The organism is Neobacillus endophyticus, assembly GCF_013248975.1.
In the GTDB taxonomy this organism is placed as follows: Bacteria; Bacillota; Bacilli; order Bacillales; family Cytobacillaceae; genus Neobacillus; species Neobacillus endophyticus.
Map to the genome: position 1 here is coordinate 1476077 of NZ_JABRWH010000001.1, position 20692 is coordinate 1496768.

Annotated in this window: 15 protein-coding genes and 1 riboswitch; of the genes, 7 read left to right on the forward strand and 8 right to left on the reverse strand. The window is 43.2% G+C overall.

Annotated features, from left to right (window positions below; genetic code table 11):
* Positions 1-144: 144 nt before the first annotated feature.
* Entirely contained in the window at positions 145-1377 is a 1233-nt protein-coding gene (gene pepT, locus HPT25_RS07160; protein WP_173061989.1) for a peptidase T, read from the forward strand.
* Between the two features lie 31 nt (positions 1378-1408).
* Here pepT and HPT25_RS07165 read toward each other — a convergent pair whose 3' ends face one another.
* Complete coding sequence (locus HPT25_RS07165; RefSeq protein ID WP_173061992.1) at positions 1409-3007, reverse strand: FMN-binding glutamate synthase family protein; 1599 nt, start codon at positions 3005-3007, stop codon at positions 1409-1411.
* Positions 3008-3168: 161 nt separating this feature from the next.
* Here HPT25_RS07165 and HPT25_RS07170 point away from each other — a divergent pair, with 161 nt between their 5' ends.
* A complete protein-coding gene (locus tag HPT25_RS07170; RefSeq protein WP_173061995.1) occupies positions 3169-3297 on the forward strand; it encodes a DUF4023 domain-containing protein in 129 nt (42 codons plus the stop codon).
* Between the two features lie 76 nt (positions 3298-3373).
* Here HPT25_RS07170 and HPT25_RS07175 read toward each other — a convergent pair whose 3' ends face one another.
* The 5 genes from HPT25_RS07175 to HPT25_RS07195 all read right to left on the reverse strand — a co-directional run bounded on the left by HPT25_RS07175 (position 3374) and on the right by HPT25_RS07195 (position 9554).
* Positions 3374-3973 carry a hypothetical protein gene (locus HPT25_RS07175; RefSeq protein ID WP_173061997.1) on the reverse strand — a complete coding sequence of 200 codons (600 nt, stop codon included), beginning with the start codon at positions 3971-3973 and terminating at the stop codon, positions 3374-3376.
* Between the two features lie 12 nt (positions 3974-3985).
* Complete coding sequence (locus HPT25_RS07180) at positions 3986-5164, reverse strand: ParM/StbA family protein (protein ID WP_173062000.1); 1179 nt, start codon at positions 5162-5164, stop codon at positions 3986-3988.
* Positions 5165-5622: 458 nt separating this feature from the next.
* On the reverse strand, positions 5623-7182 hold the full coding sequence (locus HPT25_RS07185; protein ID WP_173062003.1) for a L,D-transpeptidase family protein: 1560 nt from the start codon (positions 7180-7182) through the stop codon (positions 5623-5625).
* A 329-nt stretch (positions 7183-7511) separates the two neighbouring features.
* Positions 7512-8012 (reverse strand): preQ(1) synthase, encoded by a 501-nt coding sequence (gene queF / locus HPT25_RS07190; RefSeq protein WP_173062006.1) that lies wholly within the window; start codon positions 8010-8012, stop codon positions 7512-7514.
* Positions 8013-8129: 117 nt separating this feature from the next.
* Positions 8130-8177: riboswitch (PreQ1 riboswitch) on the reverse strand.
* Between the two features lie 90 nt (positions 8178-8267).
* The gene (locus tag HPT25_RS07195) at positions 8268-9554 is read right to left on the reverse strand and encodes an MFS transporter (RefSeq protein ID WP_173062008.1); all 1287 of its coding nucleotides are present in this window, start codon (positions 9552-9554) and stop codon (positions 8268-8270) included.
* 218 nt (positions 9555-9772) lie between these two features.
* Between HPT25_RS07195 and dctA the strand changes: the two genes are divergently transcribed.
* The 4 genes from dctA (at position 9773) to HPT25_RS07215 (ending at position 14863) form a co-directional block, all read left to right on the forward strand.
* Positions 9773-11026, forward strand: a complete 1254-nt coding sequence (gene dctA, locus HPT25_RS07200; protein ID WP_173062010.1) for a C4-dicarboxylate transporter DctA — start codon at positions 9773-9775, stop codon at positions 11024-11026.
* A 100-nt stretch (positions 11027-11126) separates the two neighbouring features.
* On the forward strand, positions 11127-11810 hold the full coding sequence (locus tag HPT25_RS07205) for a response regulator (RefSeq protein WP_173062012.1): 684 nt from the start codon (positions 11127-11129) through the stop codon (positions 11808-11810).
* Positions 11811-11824: 14 nt separating this feature from the next.
* A complete protein-coding gene (gene dcuS, locus HPT25_RS07210) occupies positions 11825-13417 on the forward strand; it encodes a DcuS/MalK family sensor histidine kinase (protein ID WP_281368171.1) in 1593 nt (530 codons plus the stop codon).
* 30 nt (positions 13418-13447) lie between these two features.
* Positions 13448-14863, forward strand: a complete 1416-nt coding sequence (locus tag HPT25_RS07215) for an NAD-dependent malic enzyme (protein WP_173062016.1) — start codon at positions 13448-13450, stop codon at positions 14861-14863.
* Between the two features lie 109 nt (positions 14864-14972).
* On the opposite strand, the gene HPT25_RS07220 is transcribed toward HPT25_RS07215, so the two are convergent.
* On the reverse strand, positions 14973-15500 hold the full coding sequence (locus HPT25_RS07220; protein ID WP_173062018.1) for a hypothetical protein: 528 nt from the start codon (positions 15498-15500) through the stop codon (positions 14973-14975).
* Between the two features lie 107 nt (positions 15501-15607).
* Positions 15608-17557: a beta strand repeat-containing protein gene (locus HPT25_RS07225; protein ID WP_173062020.1), complete on the reverse strand. Its 1950-nt coding sequence runs from the start codon at positions 17555-17557 to the stop codon at positions 15608-15610.
* Between the two features lie 420 nt (positions 17558-17977).
* Here HPT25_RS07225 and HPT25_RS07230 point away from each other — a divergent pair, with 420 nt between their 5' ends.
* Positions 17978-20437, forward strand: coding sequence for an LPxTATN C-terminal sorting signal domain (locus tag HPT25_RS07230; RefSeq protein WP_173062022.1), 2460 nt, complete (start codon positions 17978-17980; stop codon positions 20435-20437).
* The last annotated feature ends 255 nt before the right edge of the window (positions 20438-20692 follow it).

The following is a 20692-nucleotide window of genomic DNA, read 5'->3' on the forward strand; positions in this document are numbered from 1 at the left end:
TTCCCCTGATTCATCCGAAAGTCTACTCTCCTCACCAAAAATCAACTGCACTCAGCACGCTCTCTCCACCCAAAAAACGTGTAACCGCTCTCGCATAGTGTTATGATAAGCATGTAAAAAGCTGAAAAAGGGGAGTGCTGAACTTTGAAAGAAGAACTCATTAAACGATTTACTTCCTATGTGAAGGTGGATACGCAGTCAGATGAATGCAGTGAAACATGTCCGTCTACAGAGGGGCAATGGACTTTGCTTCATATGCTGGTGGATGAGTTAAAGCAAATCGGTATGCAAGAGGTTACGATTGATGATAACGGTTATGTCATGGCGACTCTTCCGGCAAACACAACAAAGGACATACCAACGATTGGCTTCCTAGCCCATGTTGATACAGCTACTGATTTTACTGGCAAAAACGTCAATCCGCAAATCCACGAAAATTACAATGGCGGTGATATTGTCTTAAACCAGGCACTAAATGTAGTCATGTCGCCAAAAGACTTTCCAAATCTCAAAAATTATCACGGCCATACGTTAATCACAACCGATGGCACCACGCTGCTTGGCGCTGATAACAAAGCAGGGGTAACTGAAATTATGACGGCAATGGCTTACCTTATCAAGCATCCGGAAATCATGCATGGTAAAGTGCGCGTTGCGTTCACGCCGGATGAGGAAATTGGAAGAGGACCACACAAGTTTGACGTGGCGGCCTTCAATGCAAAATTTGCTTACACTGTGGACGGCGGTCCGCTAGGAGAGCTGGAATTCGAAAGCTTCAACGCGGCCAGCGCAAAAATCACCATTAAAGGCACAAACATTCACCCAGGCTCTGCGAAAAATAAAATGGTGAATTCAATAAAAATCGGCATGGAATTACATAGCCAGCTGCCGCCGCAGGAAGCGCCAGAACATACAGAAGGGTACGAAGGGTTCTACCATTTGCTTTCCTTTAATGGCGACGTCGAGCTGACAAAGCTTGCGTATATTATCCGCGACCACGACAAGGAAATTTTCAACAAAAGGAAGGAGACCATTCAAAACATCGTCAATCAACTAAAAGAAAAATACGGCAGCAACAATATCTTGCTTGAGCTAAAAGACCAATATTACAACATGGGTGAAAAAATCAAACCAGTCAAAGAAATCGTGGAAATTGCCCATCAGGCAATGGAGAATTTAGACATTAAACCGATCATCCAGCCAATCCGCGGCGGAACTGATGGCTCACAGCTTTCCTACATGGGGCTGCCAACACCCAACATTTTTACCGGCGGCGAAAACTTCCACGGGAAATATGAATTTATTTCCGTCGATAATATGATCAAAGCTACCAACACCGTTATTGAAATTATTAAGCTGTTCGAACAAAAAGCCTAATGAAAAAGCTAGCCCAAACGGGTTAGCTTTTTTACCTATTTTCATCCTCAGTGGCCGACGTCCGAACAGGCAGCGGAAATAATTCGGATAATCGCTTCACATGGCCATCTTCAGCCTTAAACACGATATGGTCACGTGTAAATTTACGCGGTGTATCAATACCGCAAGCAGCGGCAAGGGCAAACAATCCTTGGCGGACATTGATAATATAGTTCATCACCCGCCACTTTTTCTCTTCAGGGGCTAGTGCTGCCTGGTATTTAGGGTCAGTGGTCGTTACACCGGCAGGGCATTTGCCTGTATGACACTGCATCGCCATAATGCAGCCGTTGGCAATCATAAAGCCGCGGGCAGAGTTGACTGCATCGGCGCCGATTCCGAGTGCGATCGCTATTTTATCAGCCGAAATCAGTTTCCCTGAAGCAAATATCCTGATTTTATGACGAACCCCAAACTGGCAGGCCTTATCCACGACAGTAATTAAAGCAGGATACAGCGGCAGTCCCATGCTGTCGGCCATCGATTTAAAAGTGGCACCGGTTCCGCCTTCTCCGCCATCTACAGTGATAAAATCCGGGTAAATTTGCAGGCTGATCATCTCTGTAAATAATTCATCAAGGCTTGTGTGGCTGCCAACAACTATTTTGATGCCCACTGGCTTGCCACCTACATCCTGCAAAGTTTTAATAAATTGTAAGGTTTCAGTTGCATTATGTAGAAACGGGAAACGATTCGGCGAATTGATCGTTTTACCGATCGGTACTTTTCGAATACCAGCTACTTTCACTGTCACCTTCGATCCTTCGAGATGGCCGCCGCGAATTTTGGCCCCCTGGCCAAATTTTAGTTCAAATGCCTTCACATGAGGCTCCTTAGCTTGCAACGTAAATTCCTCAAGTGAAAAATTTCCATCCTGGTCACGAAAGCCAAATAATCCCGGGCCGATTTGGGCCACAACGTCGGCTCCACTTTGTAAATGCTCAGGGGCAATCCCGCCTTCGCCAGTGTTAATCCAGGAACCTCCCGCCATACGGCTGCCGTTGCCTGTAGAGAGAATGTAATGTTCGCCAACCGCACCATAAGAGGTGGCCGAGGCACCGAATGGCCCGCTAAGTTTCCATGGAAAATCACGATCCGGGCCGACGACAATCACATCTTCTTCTACGTAAAGCCAACGCGTTGTTTTATCCTCTTCCAGATGTTCACGTCTCGTCAACAGCCCCTCATGATCGATTTTATATTTCATTGCATGAATCTTATCTTGTTGGCCCACTCTTAATTCTTCATTCAATAACGGAAATAAACTATTAGCTAGATAATATCCTGATTTTTCAAAGTCCCGTTTGGAACCAAAGCTTAGCAGATCACTTCGATATTTGGCCGAAAAGACAACCCCTAAAAAATCAGCACGCGAAAACGGGCTGCTGTCATTATCACTATCAAACCAATATTGCCTTAGTTCTGGCCCTAATTTTTCCAATAGATAACGCACCCAGCCCAAATAAGGATGCGCCCGGATAATCGAATGCTGCGGTTTTCTCGCCAAATATTGAAGCCAAAAAAGCAAACATAGCGGACCAGCAACAAACACAACAAACAAAAATACCAAAATTACTACTAGCACTTTCATTCCCCCCTCGGGTGTCAGGCACCATTTATTACATATGTACTTTTCAAATGTGTTTAACATTCTTTTATTCGTCCATTTTGCAGGTGGTTTTGTGAAAAACTTGCATGTTTTCCATTCGGGTTGGTTACATTAACGATTGTTCAGTAAAGGAGGGGTAATGAGTGACAGGAAATGAAAGCACCCATGAGTTTGTTGAAAAGCTGCATCAAAGACAGGAAAAGGACCAGAAAAATCGGGAAAAGCAGGGCAGCGATACTCCCAGCAAAAAGTTGCCAAACAAAACACACTAGTTCACTTATGCCTGATAGGAAAGTTAAACTCTCCGGCAAAAAAAAGGCCACGATATCCAAATCATGGCCTTTTTCATTACTTATTCATGCTGGCTAAAAACCCGCCCAGCAGCTCATCTGCATCCCAATCTTCCTCATCACTTTCCTTGGCAGCAGCAGGCTCCTCAACTCCAGGCTCCCAAGCAAACTCACTTAAATCATCATCATCGATTTCCACTGTAAAAGCAGCTTCCTCTTGAAAAGGGATTTCTTCTGAAGCAGCCGCAGCCATCTCAGAAAGTTGCTCGGGAAATACTTTCTCTTGAAGATATAGGGCCTCATCAATGTCGACTGAATTGCTATTTAGTGAGGCCAGCAAGGCGGTGGCCCGTAACGGGTCAGAAATCAGCTGATATACGATACTGCCCAGCAAGGCCTCGGAATGTTCATGTTTTAACCAATCTCGCTGTGCCTTCGATAACGTTCTCGGGAGGGGGATGGTGACCGTCTCCTTTTCCCGGGAATAAGAGCTGCTAACCCCTTGCAGGACAAACTCCGCAAGCTTGCTGGAGAAATTACGCCTCTCCGCTTCCTTTAGTTTTTGCAGCTGCTTAACCAGATGTTCCGGGGTGTCGGAAGGGATGCGGAATGATAGGGCCTGGCCCCGCTTAATTTCACTAGTGGCTGCCTTACTCATGGGCCCGCCGCCTTAGTTCTTCACAGGGGCTTTTTCTTGGGAAGCCTTTTGTTTTTCCGCTTTCCTAACATAATCCATAATCAGCTTATAATAAGCATTCGCCATCATCCAAATGCTTTCTTTTTCATCTTCAAAAAATTCAATGTTGAAGCCGTCCAACCCATTATTCAGCGTTTTAATGTAATCCTTCAAAACATGGGAACCGCCGCCAACAAAGTAGCAGATTTCCGTCTGTGAATTCCTTTGCCAAACATTGCGCAGCAGGCGGTACTGCTTTTTCGCCAAATCTAGAAGGATCCGATCGACAATGTCATGGACACTCGTGCGGCTTCCTTTCACCATGATGTGGTTGCGGTCATTTTTTCTCGTAATAATTTCCACGACATCACTGCGGCTGTCTAATTCGACTCCGTGTTTGATTCGAATTTCCTCTCGAATTGCTTCGAGCGATTCAGATACCCCGAGATTAAAGCCTTGGGCTTTATCATCGTCTACATTACGATTTTTAATGACGGCGATATCGGTTGATAACCCGCCAATATCTTGGATTAAAATACGTTTATCAATTAAATCTTTATTGATAATTTTCAAGTTATGGTCCATGACAAGGTTAATAAATGCAGCAAAACCTTCTGGATAGACCTTCACTTCTTCAAATTTGATGTTTACTTTTAAGCCTTGGTATTTCGGGGTTACAAGAAATTCCACCTGATGCACTGAGCCGATTAGCCTGGAGCGATAACCCGCATCTTTTCCTTCCTTTACTTCACGGAGAGGCAGGCCGGTTCCTAACGTGTAATTGGCATCAATCACATTTTTGGTCTGTGGAAAAATTTTCGCATTTTCCTCTCTCACCGCATCCATGGCAAGAGTAGCAAACAGCATAATTAAGGTTTGATCTTCTTCTGATTTACTGCTGCCTGGATCTAATTCTGTGGCATTGTTACTTTTGGCTGCTAAGTTTCCGACACGATAAATAACGTTATTCTCTTTAAGGGCAGGGGAGTGCACCTTAATATGAATGCCATCCAGCGGATTTTTATCATCAAGTTCTTCGATCCCAATCACAGGGCGGTCAACGGTATCTCTTGCAATTATGTTAGGAATATTTAGTTCATACTCTAATTCCCCGAGAATAGCTTTAATCGAGTCATTACCTACATCAACAGCCGCAATTCTGGACTTAGTCATTCCGATCATTCCTTTTTAATAGATTTGCATTATGTACTGGCCAGTTGCTTTCTATAAGGGTATAGGAGATTACTAGATTTCTCAATGGCGCTGACCGAAAAGAAATACAAGTGTAATGTTGTAAACAGGTTGTAAACTTTGGAAAAAATGCACACAAAAATGTAAACATCGATAACAAATTTGTACACATCTTGCTATAAAGCCAAGTAAACTATTTTGTATACATGTAAACAAATTTGTACACGAAGTGTCTGCAAAAAGTAAACATGTAAACAAATTTGCATACACGAAAAATTGTTACAAATGTTTCAATTACAACAATCCGGCAATCCCCCAACACATATACCTTAAAAGGATATTTTCCCCATTAATCCCTACAGCATGTCTACCTCGGTGGACACAAAAAAGCAGCGGCACCATTTTAGGCTACCGCTGCCGAGTGGTGTCAGGCACCACTTTTACTGCATAACCTTCCAGAATTCCCCTGCTATGACTTGATAGCCTGGAAGGCTTACATGGATATTCTGAGGGTTCGTAATGTAGTTTTTGTAGTTTGCTGCAATGACTGCGTCGGTTGCAACGAAAGTGGCTCCGTTTTTCACAGCATCTTGCTGAATCGCTCCGTTTAGCCCTTGTAATAATGGCACTAGTTTAGCCTGTTGGTCTTGTGGATAGTATGGGAATGGATTGTAGTATCCCATAACATAGACTTTTGCCTTAGGATTCAGTTGGTCAATGGTGCTCAAAATTTTATATAAGTTTGTTCCAGCTGTCGTAATGGCCTGAGGCACCTGATTTAGATCTGTTTTTAGCAATGGGAGCACATCATTAGCCCCAATATCTATCGTAATATGCGTAGCTTTTTTAATTTCATTTTGCACATCTGCCTTGGCCAAATCGGCTAAAACATTATCCGTCTTATAGCCGGAAACACCATAGTTAACAAATTTCAGAAGTTGATAGGATTTTGAAAAATCCTGGGCAATATAATTCGGATATCCCCAGTTCGGATCCACGCCATTCACAACTGGACCATCCTGCCCCTCAGGCGTCATTCCTGCAGCTAGAGAATCCCCTAATGCCACATAATCCACCTGAATCCAGGCGCCATCCGGCCCCACTTTGTAGCCATTTATCGCTGTATTGACAGCCATTGAGCCATCTTTATTAAAATAATACCATTTGCCGCTGATTTGCACCCAGCCAGTCTTCATGGTACCCGATTGATCAAGGTAATAGGTCTTCCCGCCAACACTCAGCCAGCCGGTATGCATCACACCGGATTTATCTAAATAATACCAATATCCCTTATAGAGCGCCCAGCCAGTCTTCATAACACCGCTTTTATCAAGGTAATACCATTGCCCTTTATAAAGCACCCAGCCGGTCTTCATGACGCCATTGCCGTCAAAATAATACCATTGGCTGCCTTTTAACATCCATCCAGTTGTTGCTTTACCGTTTACATAGTAAAACCAATTTCCACTAACTTGTACCCAGCCATTAGAGATCACATTATAGCCATTTGATTGAGCGATCGTATCAAAGCTGCTGCTAGAATAAGTAATGATGACAGGGGTATACAATTGCACTTGATCAAACAGCCAGTGAACCTCTGCATTATGCATTCGGACACAGCCGTGGCTTATATATTTTCCAATGGAACTCTCATCGTTCGTCCCGTGAATTCCATAAGTATCACCGTATGTACCATTTGCATCTAATCCCATAAAGCGGTTCCCCATCGGATTACGAGGGTCTCCCCCAGGAATCCCCAGCTTATAGTAAGGGCGATTTATGATCTTTGTGACAATCCTAAAGTTCCCTTCAGGAGTTAAATCTTTGGTTTTCCCCGTTGCCACACTGAAAGTTCTGACCAATTTGCCAGCATTATAGAATGCAAGAGTATTCGTTTGCTTGTTGATAATGATTAACTGTGAACTTCCTGCTGCCTCAGCTGGAGCATTTGTAAAAATAAAGCTGAATAATAGAACAAGAATCACTGATAATTTTCTCATATCTCTCTCCCCATCTATGTAATTACAATAAAAATATCACGTTGACATTAAAGAATGTGTCACAATTCGGAGAAAAAATTGTAATATTTTAAAATTCTCCTAACAAAAATAGATTCATAGACTCTTTTCTATTTTTTTATCACCATTTTTTAATAGGACCATGCGCTTTTTTTATGTATCTTACTAGGACAAATTAGGCAACGAGAAACGAACGGAATCCAAGTCCAATTAGGACTACAAATTGCAACGTTGTCCCAATCAAGAACTTCACTAAAACTGCCTTGCCCATAAAAAATCCCTTCAGCCATTGGGCCGAAGGGATGAATACCTTAACGATTATCGATTTTTTCAGGATATAGATCATGGTTCATCAAACGGAACTGAGCCATTTCCTCGTACTTTGTTCCTGGTTTTCCGTAATTGCACCATGGATCGATGGAAATGCCGCCCCTAGGCGTAAATTTACCCCAAACTTCGATGTAGCGCGGGTCAAGTAATTTAATTAAGTCATTCATGATGATATTCACGCAATCTTCGTGGAAATCGCCATGATTACGGAAACTGAAGAGATATAGTTTCAATGATTTACTCTCGACAATTTTCTTATCCGGAATATAGGAAATATACATGGTCGCAAAATCCGGCTGACGAGTCAGCGGACATAAGCTGGTAAACTCAGGACAATTAAATTTTACGAAATAGTCACGCTCAGGGTGAAGATTATCGACTGCCTCCAAAACCTCTGGCGCATACTCAAATGAATATGAAGTACCTTGATTTCCTAATAACGTTAAGTCTTTTAGACCTTGTTCATCTGATCTCCCAGACATAAAAAAACCTCCTACCAATAGTTCCCTGCACTTTCAAATAGAGAGTTTTACTGCTTTATTGCCAACTAATCAGGAAACATAAAAAGCCACGTCCTTATGGACATGGCCTGCGGTCATGTATCCATAGTTTTTTATAGAGGGTTTAAAGCTATGAACCTCTCCCGCTTGCGTACGGGTATTCTTTTTTCTATTTTTACTATAGTGAACTAGCCATTATTCGTCAAATGGAAATTTCTCTCGGGCGGCCCCGCCGCTCTATGCCGTTACTTCACCTGTCTGCTCGGCTTCCTTCCGCTTCCCTTTAATGAGAAGTCCGCCTATCAATCCCAATAACGTGAACATAACCGGGATCATAAACCCATAGCGGTATCCCGTGCTAATCGAAGCTGCATGAAAATGGTCTAATATTTTCCCAAAAATACTCGGGAGAAGAACCGCGCTGATAAACCCGCCGGTATTGGCGAATCCAGAAACAACGCCAACCTCTTGGATAGGAAACGATTGGCGAACAACGGCAAATGTTAGGGAGCTGGCTCCGTTTCCATACCCGATGATCAGGAATAGAATCATCAGCAGATAAATAGGGGGCTTCCCTCCAAAAATGAGAAAGACAATCCAGCTTAAACATACAATGATATGCACAATAATATAGGGGCGCTTTAACGAATCCAACCTGCTGGAAATCCAACTGGTCAATGGTGCGCCAATCAGCGCTCCGATCAGGCCGACCATAATCAGCTGGCTCGCCCCCGAGCGGGTCATGCCATAGACATGCATCCCATATGGCACAGCCCACGATCCGATAAACCCTACATACGTTCCAACAAGCCCAAAGTGGCACAAAAAGGTGGCCCATGCCTGGCGGCTGGAAAAAATCCGGCGCAGCAAAAGAAGCGTGTTTTCCCGCTTTTGTCCTTTCTTACGAACCGCCTTTTTCACCCCTGACTCGGAATCTGTTAAGGCTAATTGCTTAGGCCTTTTAACAAGAACAAAATAAAGCATCAGCCCGCAAAGACACAAAATCACTCCGGTTGAAAAAAACGGAGCCCGCCAGCCAAAGCTGGAAATCCAAGCGGAATACGGAACCGTCGCCATCAGGAAGCCCAAGCTTCCGGCCATCCCCGCCATCCCAAGCAATTTAACAAATTCTTGGACTCTAAACCACTGGCTCAAAATCAGTACCAAATTCACCCAGATGGTCGAATCTCCAATACCTGCAAGTAATCGGGCAAGCAAAAGAAAAAAAGCGTTCGGCGCCATACTATAAATCAATGTTCCTATACCATTTAGCACGGCACCAATGATTAGGAAATAATTCGGCCCATATCGGTCCGAAAAGATGCCAACAGGGATTTGCAGCCCGGCGTATGCCAAAAATTGAATGCTGGTCAATAAGCCGATCGTTGCTGCGGTCAGATTGAAATCCTTCATCAACTGATCAGAAATTAACCCCGGTGCTGTGCGTTGGCTCACTATTAAAAAATATGTAAACAATACGGCAGCAAAAACAATCCAGCGATAACGGCTATTTTGTTTATTCAATGCACTCTACTCCTGATGTTTAAAGTTTCAACTTATTATACTCCATATTTTTGATTTGTACAGAATTGGAAATCCCTATTTTCACTGTGACCAAAATCACCAAAAAGAACGATATAACCAAAATATTGTCTGACTATTCTTTAAACTTGTATACTTCAAATATGCCGAATGAAAGGGTTTACAATTTTATAAACTTAATAGATTAGGAGGATGGTTATATGAAGATCAAATTCAAAAGCTTGACCACTCAAGTATTGATTGCCATCATTTTAGGGATTATCTTTGGTGCATTGTTTCCCAAAACAGGCGCGGAGTTAAAGGTTCTGTCAGACATTTTTGTAAAAATGATCAAAATGGTCATCGCCCCGATTATCTTCTTAACAATTGTTGTCGGGATTGCAGGTATGGGAGATATGAAGAAGGTTGGGCGAATTGGCGGAAAAGCTTTACTTTATTTTGAAATCATTTCCACAGTTTCGTTAGCAATCGGGATCCTTTTTGCCACTATTTTCAAGCCTGGTGCAGGAGTGAATGCGCACAGTGCAAAAGGCGATATTACCCAATTTACGAAACAAGCAGCAGCTAGCAGCCATAGTTTCATGGATTTTATCACGGGAATCATCCCTGATAACTTTATGGGCGCATTAGTAAACGGACAGCTTCTGCCTATTCTTTTCTTAGCGGTATTGTTCGGAATTGCCTTATCTGGTTTAGGTGAAAAAGGGAAATCCGTTCTAGAGCTATTTGAAAAACTATCAGATACCTTCTTTCGCATTGTAAATATCATCATGTACTACTCTCCAATTGCCGCTTTTGGTGCTATCTCTTACACAATCGGGCAATTTGGAATTGGTTCGCTTGTCTCTCTCGGGAAATTATTCGGTTTAACCGTACTGGCCATGGTTGTTTTCGTCGTCGTGGTTCTTGGCTTAATTGCGAAATTCTATCGCTTTAATATTTTTAAATTTATCAGCTATATCAAAGACGAAATTTTCCTTGTTCTTGGAACCTCCTCTTCCGAATCAGCTATGCCTAAATTGGTCGAAAAACTTGAACAATATGGCTGTTCTAAATCAGTTGTCGGCCTTGTCATCCCAACTGGGTACTCTTTCAACCTGGATGGTACCTCTATTTACCTTTCAATGGCGGCACTGTTTATTGCACAGGCCTTTGGCATTCATTTAAGCTTTGGTCAGGAAGCGACACTGCTTGGTGTGTTAATGCTTACCTCTAAAGGGGCAGCAGGTGTTACTGGTTCTGGATTTGTTACATTGGCCGCTACATTAGCGGCATTTCCAAGTGTACCAGTTGAGGGAATTGCTTTACTTCTTGGTGTTGACCGCTTCATGTCTACTGCCCGTGCCTTGACAAACCTGATCGGTAACGGAGTAGCGACAGTTGTTGTTTCCAAAATGGAAAATGAATTTACAGGGACAGAAGAAGTCACTCGTTCAGTTGGAAAAACAGCCTAGTTTGAAGAGAAACAGCCACGGAGTCCGTGGCTGTTTCTTTGGTGCTATGAGCGGAAGTAGGATATAATGGTTTACAGTATTAAAGCAAAGGGGAGAGTTCATGCAGCCAATCCGGGTGGTGATTGTCGAGGATGATCCGATGGTGATGGAAATTAACGCTGAATTTGTATCCAAGCTTTCGGGATTTGAGTTGGCCGGGAAAGCATCTACTGGCAATGAAGCACTGGAGTTATTGGAGGAGGTTCATCCTGAACTCGTCTTATTGGATTATTTTTTGCCAGATATGAATGGGCTTTCATTATTGCGAAAAATCAGAGAACAAAACTTTCCAGTTGATGTGATTCTTCTTACCGCCAACCGCGATCCGGAGCATATCCAGACGATCTTCCGATCGGGCGTATCTGATTACATTGTCAAACCATTCCGGTTTGAACGATTCCAATCTGCCTTGGAGAAATATCTTCAAACGGCAAGAAAATTCAAGGATCATCGTCCGTTTGAACAGGCAGATTTAGATGCGATGACGGGAATTCGGCCTTATCAAGCCGAACCATTCACAGAAGAGCTCTTGCCAAAAGGGCTGAATGACCGAACACTGAAACAAATCTTGCAATTTCTAAAAGGGCAGGCTTCCCCGCTTTCTTCTGAAGAAGTCGCTGCAGGTACTGGATTATCCCGGGTAACCGTCCGCCGTTATTTAGAGTACCTCGAGAAAAAGGGAGACATTAAAATGGAAATCCAATACGGCTCTGTCGGCAGGCCGATGAATAAGTATCGGTTATGAAAGAAGTGAACACGTTGCGAAAGAAAAAGCCCCTGTTCAGACTTCAAACAACCATTACCGTGTTGGTTTGCAGTGTCGTAGCATTAGCCTTGTTAGTAACCGATCTGCTTATAAGCAATGAGGTAGGTAACAGCACGCAAAAGAACATGGAAGACAAAGCGTTAACCATTGCAAGAATGGCAGCCCACTCCCCTGTCATTGTTGAGGCTCTTGATAGAAAGCGGGGCGAGAGCGACATTCAATCGTACGCCAATGAAATGACCAGGATTACAAATGTGGAATTCATTGTCGTCATGGATATGAAAGGGATTCGTTTATCCCATCCAAACCCAGATCAAATTGGTCATCGATTTGTCGGAGGAGATGAAGGGCCGGTTCTAAATGGACACGAACATATCTCCACAGCTAAAGGGACATTAGGATACTCATTGAGAGCGTTTACCCCTGTATATTCAACCAATGGCAAACAAATTGGCGCCGTTTCCGTCGGAATTTCTCTGAATAAAGTAAATCAGGATGTTCGAAACAGTAAAAAAGTCATCTACTTGGCTGTTATTTTTGGTATATTGATTGGCGTAATGGGTGCGGTTATTTTAGCCAGGAAAATTAAAAAAAGCATGTTTGGGCTGGAACCGTATGAGATTGGGAAATTACTGGAGGAACGCAGTGCAATGCTGCAATCCACAAAGGAAGGCATACTGGCAGTTGATCAGGATGCACATATTACGCTCATCAATAATGAAGCTCTGAGACTATTTAAAGAAGCCGGAAAAAACGAAGACCCTGTCGGCCGTTCGGTAGAAGAGTACATTCCGAACCTCCGCTTGAAAGATGTCCTGGAAACAGGAATGTCCAGGATCAATGAAGAAGTCGATTTATCTGGCATTACCCTGATGTCTAACCAATTACCCATAAGTATGGGAAATGAAATTGTCGGAGCAATCACCACGTTCCGTGACAAAACAGAAATCAATCAGTTGGCCGAAGAACTTACCGGTGTAAAACTCTATGCCGAAGCCTTGAGGGCCCAATCCCATGAATTCATGAATAAGTTGCATGTAATTTTGGGACTCGTTCAACTAGAAAAATATGAAAAACTATCGGAATATATTAATCAAATATCTGGCCATCTCCAAAATGAAGTCGGTTACATTGTCAGCAAAGTGAAGGATCCGGCTTTGGCGGGCTTCATTCTTGGGAAAATGAGCTACGCCAGGGAGTTCGGTGCTGAACTTACTTTTACTGGGGAAGGGATCTTGCCAGAGCCCTATAACCCGGAAGTGACCCATGAATTAATTACCATTTTGGGTAATTTAATTGATAACGCTTTAGAAGCTCTCATGAAGCAGGAGGAAAAGAAACTTTCCGTACACTTCGATTATTACGATCACGAGCTTTCATTAGAAGTATCTGATAATGGAGCCGGGATGAACGAAGAAATGTCCAGCAAGATTTTTTCAAAAGGTTTCTCAACAAAAGGAACCAATCGGGGACTTGGGCTGTTTCTTGTGAAACGAAGCTTGGAAAAACTTCATGGTGATATCGATCTTTTTACAAAAGAAGGCGAAGGAACAAGATTTATTCTAACAATCCCTTATCCTAATTAAAGGATAAAATAAATATTGGAGGAGTTATCGTTGTCAATTATGAAAGGGACTAGTACACACATCATTATGCGTCTGCAATTAGATTTAGAAGTTTTCTCTTTTGGTGAAATAGCCAGCTGCATCAGTGCTGCCGGTGGTGACATTATTGGGGTCGACGTCATTTCCTCCAGCAGGACACAGTCTATTCGCGATATTACCATCAATGTGCACGGGACAAGACAAAGAGAGCTGCTGGGTGAGTTACTGCCAAAGCTGAAAGGTGTTAAAGTTCTGCAAATTTCCGACCGGACTTTTCTCATGCACCTTGGCGGAAAAATTGAAACAGCATTGAAATCTCCCATTAAAAACCGGGAAGATTTAGCAAGGGTTTATACCCCTGGAGTGGCAAATGTATGTACAGCCATTGCGGACGAACCAGAAAAAGCCTTCACATTGACAATTAAACGTAATACAGTTGCCGTTATTTCTGACGGTTCCGCTGTTCTAGGTTTAGGTAATATCGGCCCAGCCGCGGCCATGCCTGTAATGGAAGGAAAATCCATGTTATTTAAGCAATTGGCCAATGTGGATTCTTTCCCGATCTGTCTGGATACGCAAGATACCGAAGAAATTATTCGCACGATTAAAGCCATTGCTCCAGCATTCGGCGGGATCAACTTAGAGGATATTTCTGCTCCACGATGCTTTGAAGTGGAAGATAGACTGCGTAAAGAGCTTGACATTCCAGTCTTCCATGATGACCAGCATGGGACAGCTGTCGTACTTCTGGCAGGTCTTTTAAATGCGCTAAGAATTACTAATAAAAAGAAAGAAGATATTAAAGTAGTGTTTACCGGCATTGGCGCTGCAGGGATTGCCTGTACGAAAATTTTGCTCTCTGCCGGAGTTCGCAATATCATCGGGGTAGATAAGCAAGGGGCGATTCATCGCGATACCCAATACGAAAATCCTTACTGGAACGAATATGCCAATATCACCAATCCAGATAATTTAAAAGGTTCATTATCTGATGTGATTGAGGGCGCTGATGTATTCATCGGTGTATCTGCACCAGGAATTTTATCAGTGGATGATGTGAAGAAAATGGCTAAAGATCCCATCGTGTTCGCCATGGCGAATCCACAGCCTGAAATCGATCCTGAACTTGCGGAGCCATATGTAAGAGTCATGGCAACCGGCCGTTCCGATTTCCCAAATCAGATCAACAACGTTCTCTGCTTCCCTGGCATCTTCCGCGGTGCACTCGATTGCCGCGCCACCGAAATTAACGAAGCCATGAAAGTAGCCGCAGCAGAGGCCATCGCCTCCGTTGTATCAGACGATGAACTAAACGAAACCTACATCATCCCAAGCGTCTTCAACGAAAAAGTCGTAAAACGCGTCCGCGAAGCCGTCATCAAAGCCGCACACGAATCAGGTGTCGCCAGAAAAGAGCCGCGGATATAAACCAATCGTATGGTTGGTGTCAGGCACCACCAGATGACACTTCGGTGCCTGACACTAATATACAGTTATTTCCACAATTACTGATTAACGCGCCAGTTAATCGGTTTTTTTATGGTTTAGAGATAGCGGTAGAAAATTGGTAGGAATGACCTTGCAGGATTTGCCCTTGGATGGATGGACCTCCTTTGATAGATCCTTGGGCTTGGAAAACAGCGTGTGTATTAGTTTGTGACTGCAATACATAGCTAGGACTTGAAACAGATGTTGACTGTTCAGGAGAGCCACATACGTATGTAGCTTGTGTTCCTGCTGAACCTGATTGTCCTACATCCACTGTTCTTCCTTCAGATTGAGTGGCTGTCGCAGCGCCATCGGACTTACCGGATTGAAGCTGAGTTCCGGTAACAAAGGATGTTTGTCCTTGACCATCACTGTTGCTACCATTTACTTGAAGATCCGTACCCGTTACACTTTTCGTTTGAGCTTGATATAAACTGGCCCAACTGCCGCTGCTCGTTTGATTTTGCGAAAGGGAGGATTGATCCCAGCTTGCGGCATAAGTGGTCATATTCGTTAAACCAAGACCAACACTTAAAGTAGAAACTGCTACTAAAGAGCCAACCATTTTTTTAAACATCTTCCGTTTCCTCCAATTCAATAATAGTAAGAGGCAAAACATTTGCCCCTCAAAAAAAGCCCCATCCAGCAATATACTAGATGGAGCTGAGAGAGTTCATTGCTTTATTATTCTGCTGGCGGTGCTGCTGGTGCGCTAGAAGAATTTGCTGATTGTCCTTGAACAACCGTAAAGCCTGAAGACTGATTTTGTGTATTATTTTTTCCGATAGAAATAGCGGATTGGGATGTTGAGTTAGAAGAGCTTTGTTTTTGTACAGCACTTCCAGCACCCGCTTGGACTTGAGTTGTGTTATTGCTTACGCTTTGATTTGTCGTATTATTTTTACCTACTGATACAGCTGCTTGATTTGTAGATGAAGCGGCACTTTGTTGTTGATTAACGCCTAATCCGCCTACTTGAACTTGTGTACCAGTGTTTCCTACAGATTGAGAAGCTGAATTGTTTTTGCCAACAGTTGCAGCTGTTTGCGTAGAATCATTGGCAGTACCTTGACTTTGAACTGCGCCAAGAGCGCCTAATTGAGTTTGCTCTGTTTGATTAGCAGCTGATTGGTCAGCACTATTTCCTTTTCCTAATACCGTAGCACCTTGTGCAGCACTATTATCACTGGATTGTGATTGAAGTACACCAAGGCCGCCTACTTGCGTTTGATCTGTTTGAGCAGTGGCAGATTGACCAGCGCTGTTTTGTTTTCCGGCAACTTGCGCTAGTTGTTCTGAACCATTAGAAGACGATTGATCTTGAGCAGCAAGAAGACCGCCTACTTGGGTTTGGCTTGTTTGATTTCCAGTTCCTTGTGCAGCTTCATTATTCTTTCCAGTCACATCTGCCATTTGAAGAGTGCCGTTATCAGAAGATTGACCTTGAAGAGCTCCAAGAACACCTACTTGCGTTTGCTGTGAAGCATTGTCCACACCTTGGCCAAGGCCGTTTCCTTTTCCAGTTACTGAACCATATTGTGTTGTATCAGTTGAGGCACCTTGTGCTTGTAATGCACCGAATGCGCCAATTTGAGTTTGGCCGGCAGCATTGTCGGCATATTGGCCAACAGCATTGTTTTTACCAGTTGCCACAGCGCCTTGTGCTGTTGAGTTGGAAGAGCCTTGAAGCTGGCCAACAAGCAAGCCTAAACCAAGTTGTGTTTGATCAGCGTGGTTGGCAGTACCTTGGTCTACGCTATTGTTTTTTCCATAAGCACCAGAAACTTGGCTGTTTTGATTTTGTGCTCCTTGAACTTGAAGAATTAATCCGCCCAATGCCCCTTGAGCTTGATTGTTGCCATTTACAGCAGATTGAGTCTGGCCATTTCCTTTTCCAGCAGAATCCTGGCTTTGGTTATTTAAATTAGCAGAACCTTGTACTTGGCCAATTAGAACCCCAAGGGCCCCCTGGCCTTGATTTGTTTTATTTTTCACGCCTTGATCCTGACCATTTCCGGCTCCAGCAGTAGATTGATTTTGGCCATTCAAGTTTGCTGATCCTTGTAACTGACCAACTAAAATCCCTGCACCAGCTTGACCTTGAGTCGTTTTATCTTTTGTTGTTTCATTTTGAGCATTGCCATGGCCTTTAGCATCCTGTCCTTGCTGGCCAAGATTGGCTGATCCTTGCATTTGACCAACTAACACACCTGCTCCTAACTGGGACTGTGAGTCTTTCACAGTTGTTTTTTGGCCTTGTGTATTATCTTTTCCGTTTACATTTTGAGCCAAGCTTGTTTCGCTACCTGCGCCCTGCAATTGACCTATGTAAGCACCTAAACCAACCTGGGATTGTGCTGCACTTACATTTAAATTCTGTTTCTGTTTAGAATGGTTCGCATTATCTGCAGTTTGTGTAGGAGCTACTGCCGCTGTACTATTTTGAAGTTGATAAATATGCTGTCCAAGACTTAAAGCATCCTGTGTATTACCATAGTTTAAATTTTGGTTTTGAGTTACTTTTCCTGATGCTGCAAAAGCAGAAGTTGCACCTAGCAGAGTCCCTGCTGCCACCGCCGCACTCACAATTTTCTTCATGTTAAGGACGTTTCTAATATTTTTGAAGTTTTCCATTTTTCCATCCTCCACTTTCAAAATTTGGAAATAGCATTCCCAAAATCGAGTATACACCGGTGGAAATTTTTAAAAAAACGCCAAATTGGTCCGTTTTTTCTTAATTAAGAACAAAAATCGTTCGTTATTTAAGAATATCTCACTTTTTCTTAACTTTTCTATTTTCAGAATTTTTTTTAGTTTCTTTGGCCTAAATATCCACTTCAAATAACATTTATTGTAAAAAAATAGGTTGTTCTTTAATAGGAACATTGTATTCCCTTTAGAGAAAAACAGAGAAAATAGGAGGAATATGTATTATTTTTAAAATAATTCTCTTTTTTTCAGGAAATTTGACGAAATTTAAGTATTTTATCTTATATATACGTTCTTTATAATGAACTTATGATTCACAATAACGCATGAATAAGGAGGGGAAAAATGCTAAAAAAACTCGTGCTTGCCTGTTTATTGTTTAATACCTCTACAATGGGTATCTATGCAATAAACGCCAAGGCAGCAGATCTAGATGGACAAGCAAGCAAAACAGTTGTCCAAACTGAAAGCAATCTGGTTTCATCAGTGGGTACCGCTGAAACAGATTCGGGGGCACAATTGCAAACCGCGCAGCAAGTTCCAGTACAAAATAACAATAATGGAACCTCAAGCGGCAGCAGTCTGAATGAGGGGCAGAACAGTACTAATTTAGCCTCTCAACAAGAGGCAGCTTCTGGCAGCACCTCAGAACAAAATGTTACTGACAGCCTGAACACCCAAGGATCACCAGCTGCATCTGGAAGCAAGGGCAGCCAAGATCAAGCGGATGGTCAAGACAGTCCGATAACCAACGATCAAACAAGTACTCCGACAAATGAGAACTCTCAAGATCAGCCGGCTGCTCCGACCAGTCAAAGCACTCAAAATCAAGCTGCACCTGAAAGCAAGGGCAGCCAAGATCAAGCGGATGGTCAAGACAGTCCGGTAACCAACGATCAAACAAGTACTCCGACAAGTGAGAACTCTAAAGATCAGCCGGCTGCTCCAACCAGTCAAAGCACTCAAAATCAAGCGGCAAATGCGGCAGTGACTCAAACACAGAATGTAACGGGTGACACAGAGCCGTTGCAAAATCAAACAGCGAATTTCATTGTTTGCCAAAAACAAATGGTCTCCATAACTGGAGATTGCCAGGAAGATCCGACAAGCAGCGAAAATGGCGGCAGCCAACAAAGTCAAAATGCCGTTCTGACGGCTGGGCAAATACAGATGATCATGTCATCTGAAAATGTGAGTGCAGCTCAAAAACAGGATGCCAGCATGACATCTACACAGGCTCAAGACATAACAACACCAACTGGAGACAATACCTCCCAAAGCCAGAAATCTGATACATCTGCCAGCCAAAGTGAAACAGCAAATGCAGATAACCAAGCGGCTATTTTACAATTGCAAGCTGCAGGAATAGGCAATTCTCAAAGTCAGACCTTAGCTGATTCATCGGCAAGCAGTCAGCAGCAAACATCCATTACGGCAGTGCAGAATGAAAGTATCATTACTTCCGGTTCTGCCAAAATGGAAGGTACGCAGACTGTTGCGGTGAAAAGTAATCTTGCTGACTCATCCAAGAATTCCACAGACAATGGCGTAATCGTCTCAACTAGAAATGTTATTGAGATTGTGAAAGACTCCGTAAACAGCATGGTAAAAGTGATTCAAGAGATTTTTGTAAATAATGAACAAGCGGATGTTATTAACCAAGACTACACATTGGATCAAATTCAAGCTAATGCTCCCCATCAAAAATTTGAAAAACAGTATGAATGGGGACACCTTGTCGTAGATAACTCGGCACTTATTAACTTTAATGAAGAATTACAATCGTTCAAAGCATCCATACAGAGCTTTCTAAGCTTGAATTTTATTTCCAATCTTTTTAGCGATCACACTCCATCAGATTCTGGCGATGGCGGCGGCACAAAGAATCCTCCTGCCGATAATGGAGGCGGATCTCAAGGCTCCAACAACGGAGACAATAGTGGTGGCGGTGCTGTGACCCCTCCTGCTAATAGCGGCGGTGAGAACTCTGATTCCGGGAACAGCGGGCAATCTGGGTCCACTGCCAATAATGGCGGCGGATCTCAAGGTTCTGGGAATAACGAACAGTCTGGGCCTCCTGCTAATAATGGAGGCGGATCTCAAGGTTCTGGGAACAGCGGGCATTCTGGTTCCACTGCCAATAATGGAGGCGGATCTCAAGGTTCTGGGAACAGCGGGCATTCTGGTTCCACTGCCAATAATGGCGGCGGATCTCAAGGTTCTGGGAATAACGAACAGTCTGGGCCTCCTGCTAATAATGGCGGCGGATCTCAAGGTTCTGGGAACAGCGGGCATCCTACTAATCCAGTGACTCCTCCTGCCAATAATGGCGATGGATCTCAAGGTTCTGGGAACAGTGGGCAACCTACTAATCCAGTGACTCCTCCTGTCAATAATGGCGATGGATCTCAAGGTTCTGGGAACAGCGGGCAGCCTACTAACCCAGTGACTCCTCCTGCCAATAACGGCAGCGGATCTCAAGGTTCGAATAATGGAAACCATGGCAGCACTACTGTAACCCCTCCTGTCAATAACAGTGAGAATGCCAATAATGGCAGCCAGAGTGGAATTTCTGCCACAAACGCACCTGAAAAGGTAACATCATCCCAAAATACGAATAATTATAATGTTGAAGTTCAAAAATCAGTTTCGTCAAAGGATGCAAATCAAGCCCAAACAACTGCTGCTTCCAAGAAGGGGAATCCATTGCCTAAAACGGCAACAAACATTTATAACTATCTTCTATTTGGAGCATCACTGCTTACGGCAGGCACATTATTTATCTTCCGAAGAAGAGGAGTATAATAAGCCACTGCTGACACTGCCTGCGGTGTGACGAATAACTTCGTTTAGTTCATTATTAGGAACATTAATGTTCCTAATAAAAAATAAGAGACCGTCTTCCAATACAATAGGGGGCGGTCTTTTTTGCCTAGCGAGAGTAAAATTTGCTTATTCGCTAGTAATTTTTGCTTATCCGCGAGTAATCTTCAATTATCCGAGAATAACAATCTCTTATCCGAGAGTATTTTCTCTTATTGAGAGTAATCTTCGCTTATC

Excerpts from the sequence above, each read along its gene's own strand:
- HPT25_RS07165 (WP_173061992.1), bottom strand. The coding sequence starts at position 3,007 with ATGAAAGTGCTAGTAGTAATTTTGGTATTTTTGTTTGTTGTGTTTGTT.
- HPT25_RS07185 (WP_173062003.1), bottom strand. The coding sequence starts at position 7,182 with ATGAGAAAATTATCAGTGATTCTTGTTCTATTATTCAGCTTTATTTTT.
- HPT25_RS07180 (WP_173062000.1), bottom strand. The coding sequence starts at position 5,164 with ATGACTAAGTCCAGAATTGCGGCTGTTGATGTAGGTAATGACTCGATT.
- dctA (WP_173062010.1), top strand. The coding sequence starts at position 9,773 with ATGAAGATCAAATTCAAAAGCTTGACCACTCAAGTATTGATTGCCATC.
- HPT25_RS07220 (WP_173062018.1), bottom strand. The coding sequence starts at position 15,500 with ATGTTTAAAAAAATGGTTGGCTCTTTAGTAGCAGTTTCTACTTTAAGT.
- HPT25_RS07175 (WP_173061997.1), bottom strand. The coding sequence starts at position 3,973 with ATGAGTAAGGCAGCCACTAGTGAAATTAAGCGGGGCCAGGCCCTATCA.
- HPT25_RS07230 (WP_173062022.1), top strand. The coding sequence starts at position 17,978 with ATGCTAAAAAAACTCGTGCTTGCCTGTTTATTGTTTAATACCTCTACA.
- queF (WP_173062006.1), bottom strand. The coding sequence starts at position 8,012 with ATGTCTGGGAGATCAGATGAACAAGGTCTAAAAGACTTAACGTTATTA.
- HPT25_RS07225 (WP_173062020.1), bottom strand. The coding sequence starts at position 17,557 with ATGGAAAACTTCAAAAATATTAGAAACGTCCTTAACATGAAGAAAATT.
- HPT25_RS07205 (WP_173062012.1), top strand. The coding sequence starts at position 11,127 with ATGCAGCCAATCCGGGTGGTGATTGTCGAGGATGATCCGATGGTGATG.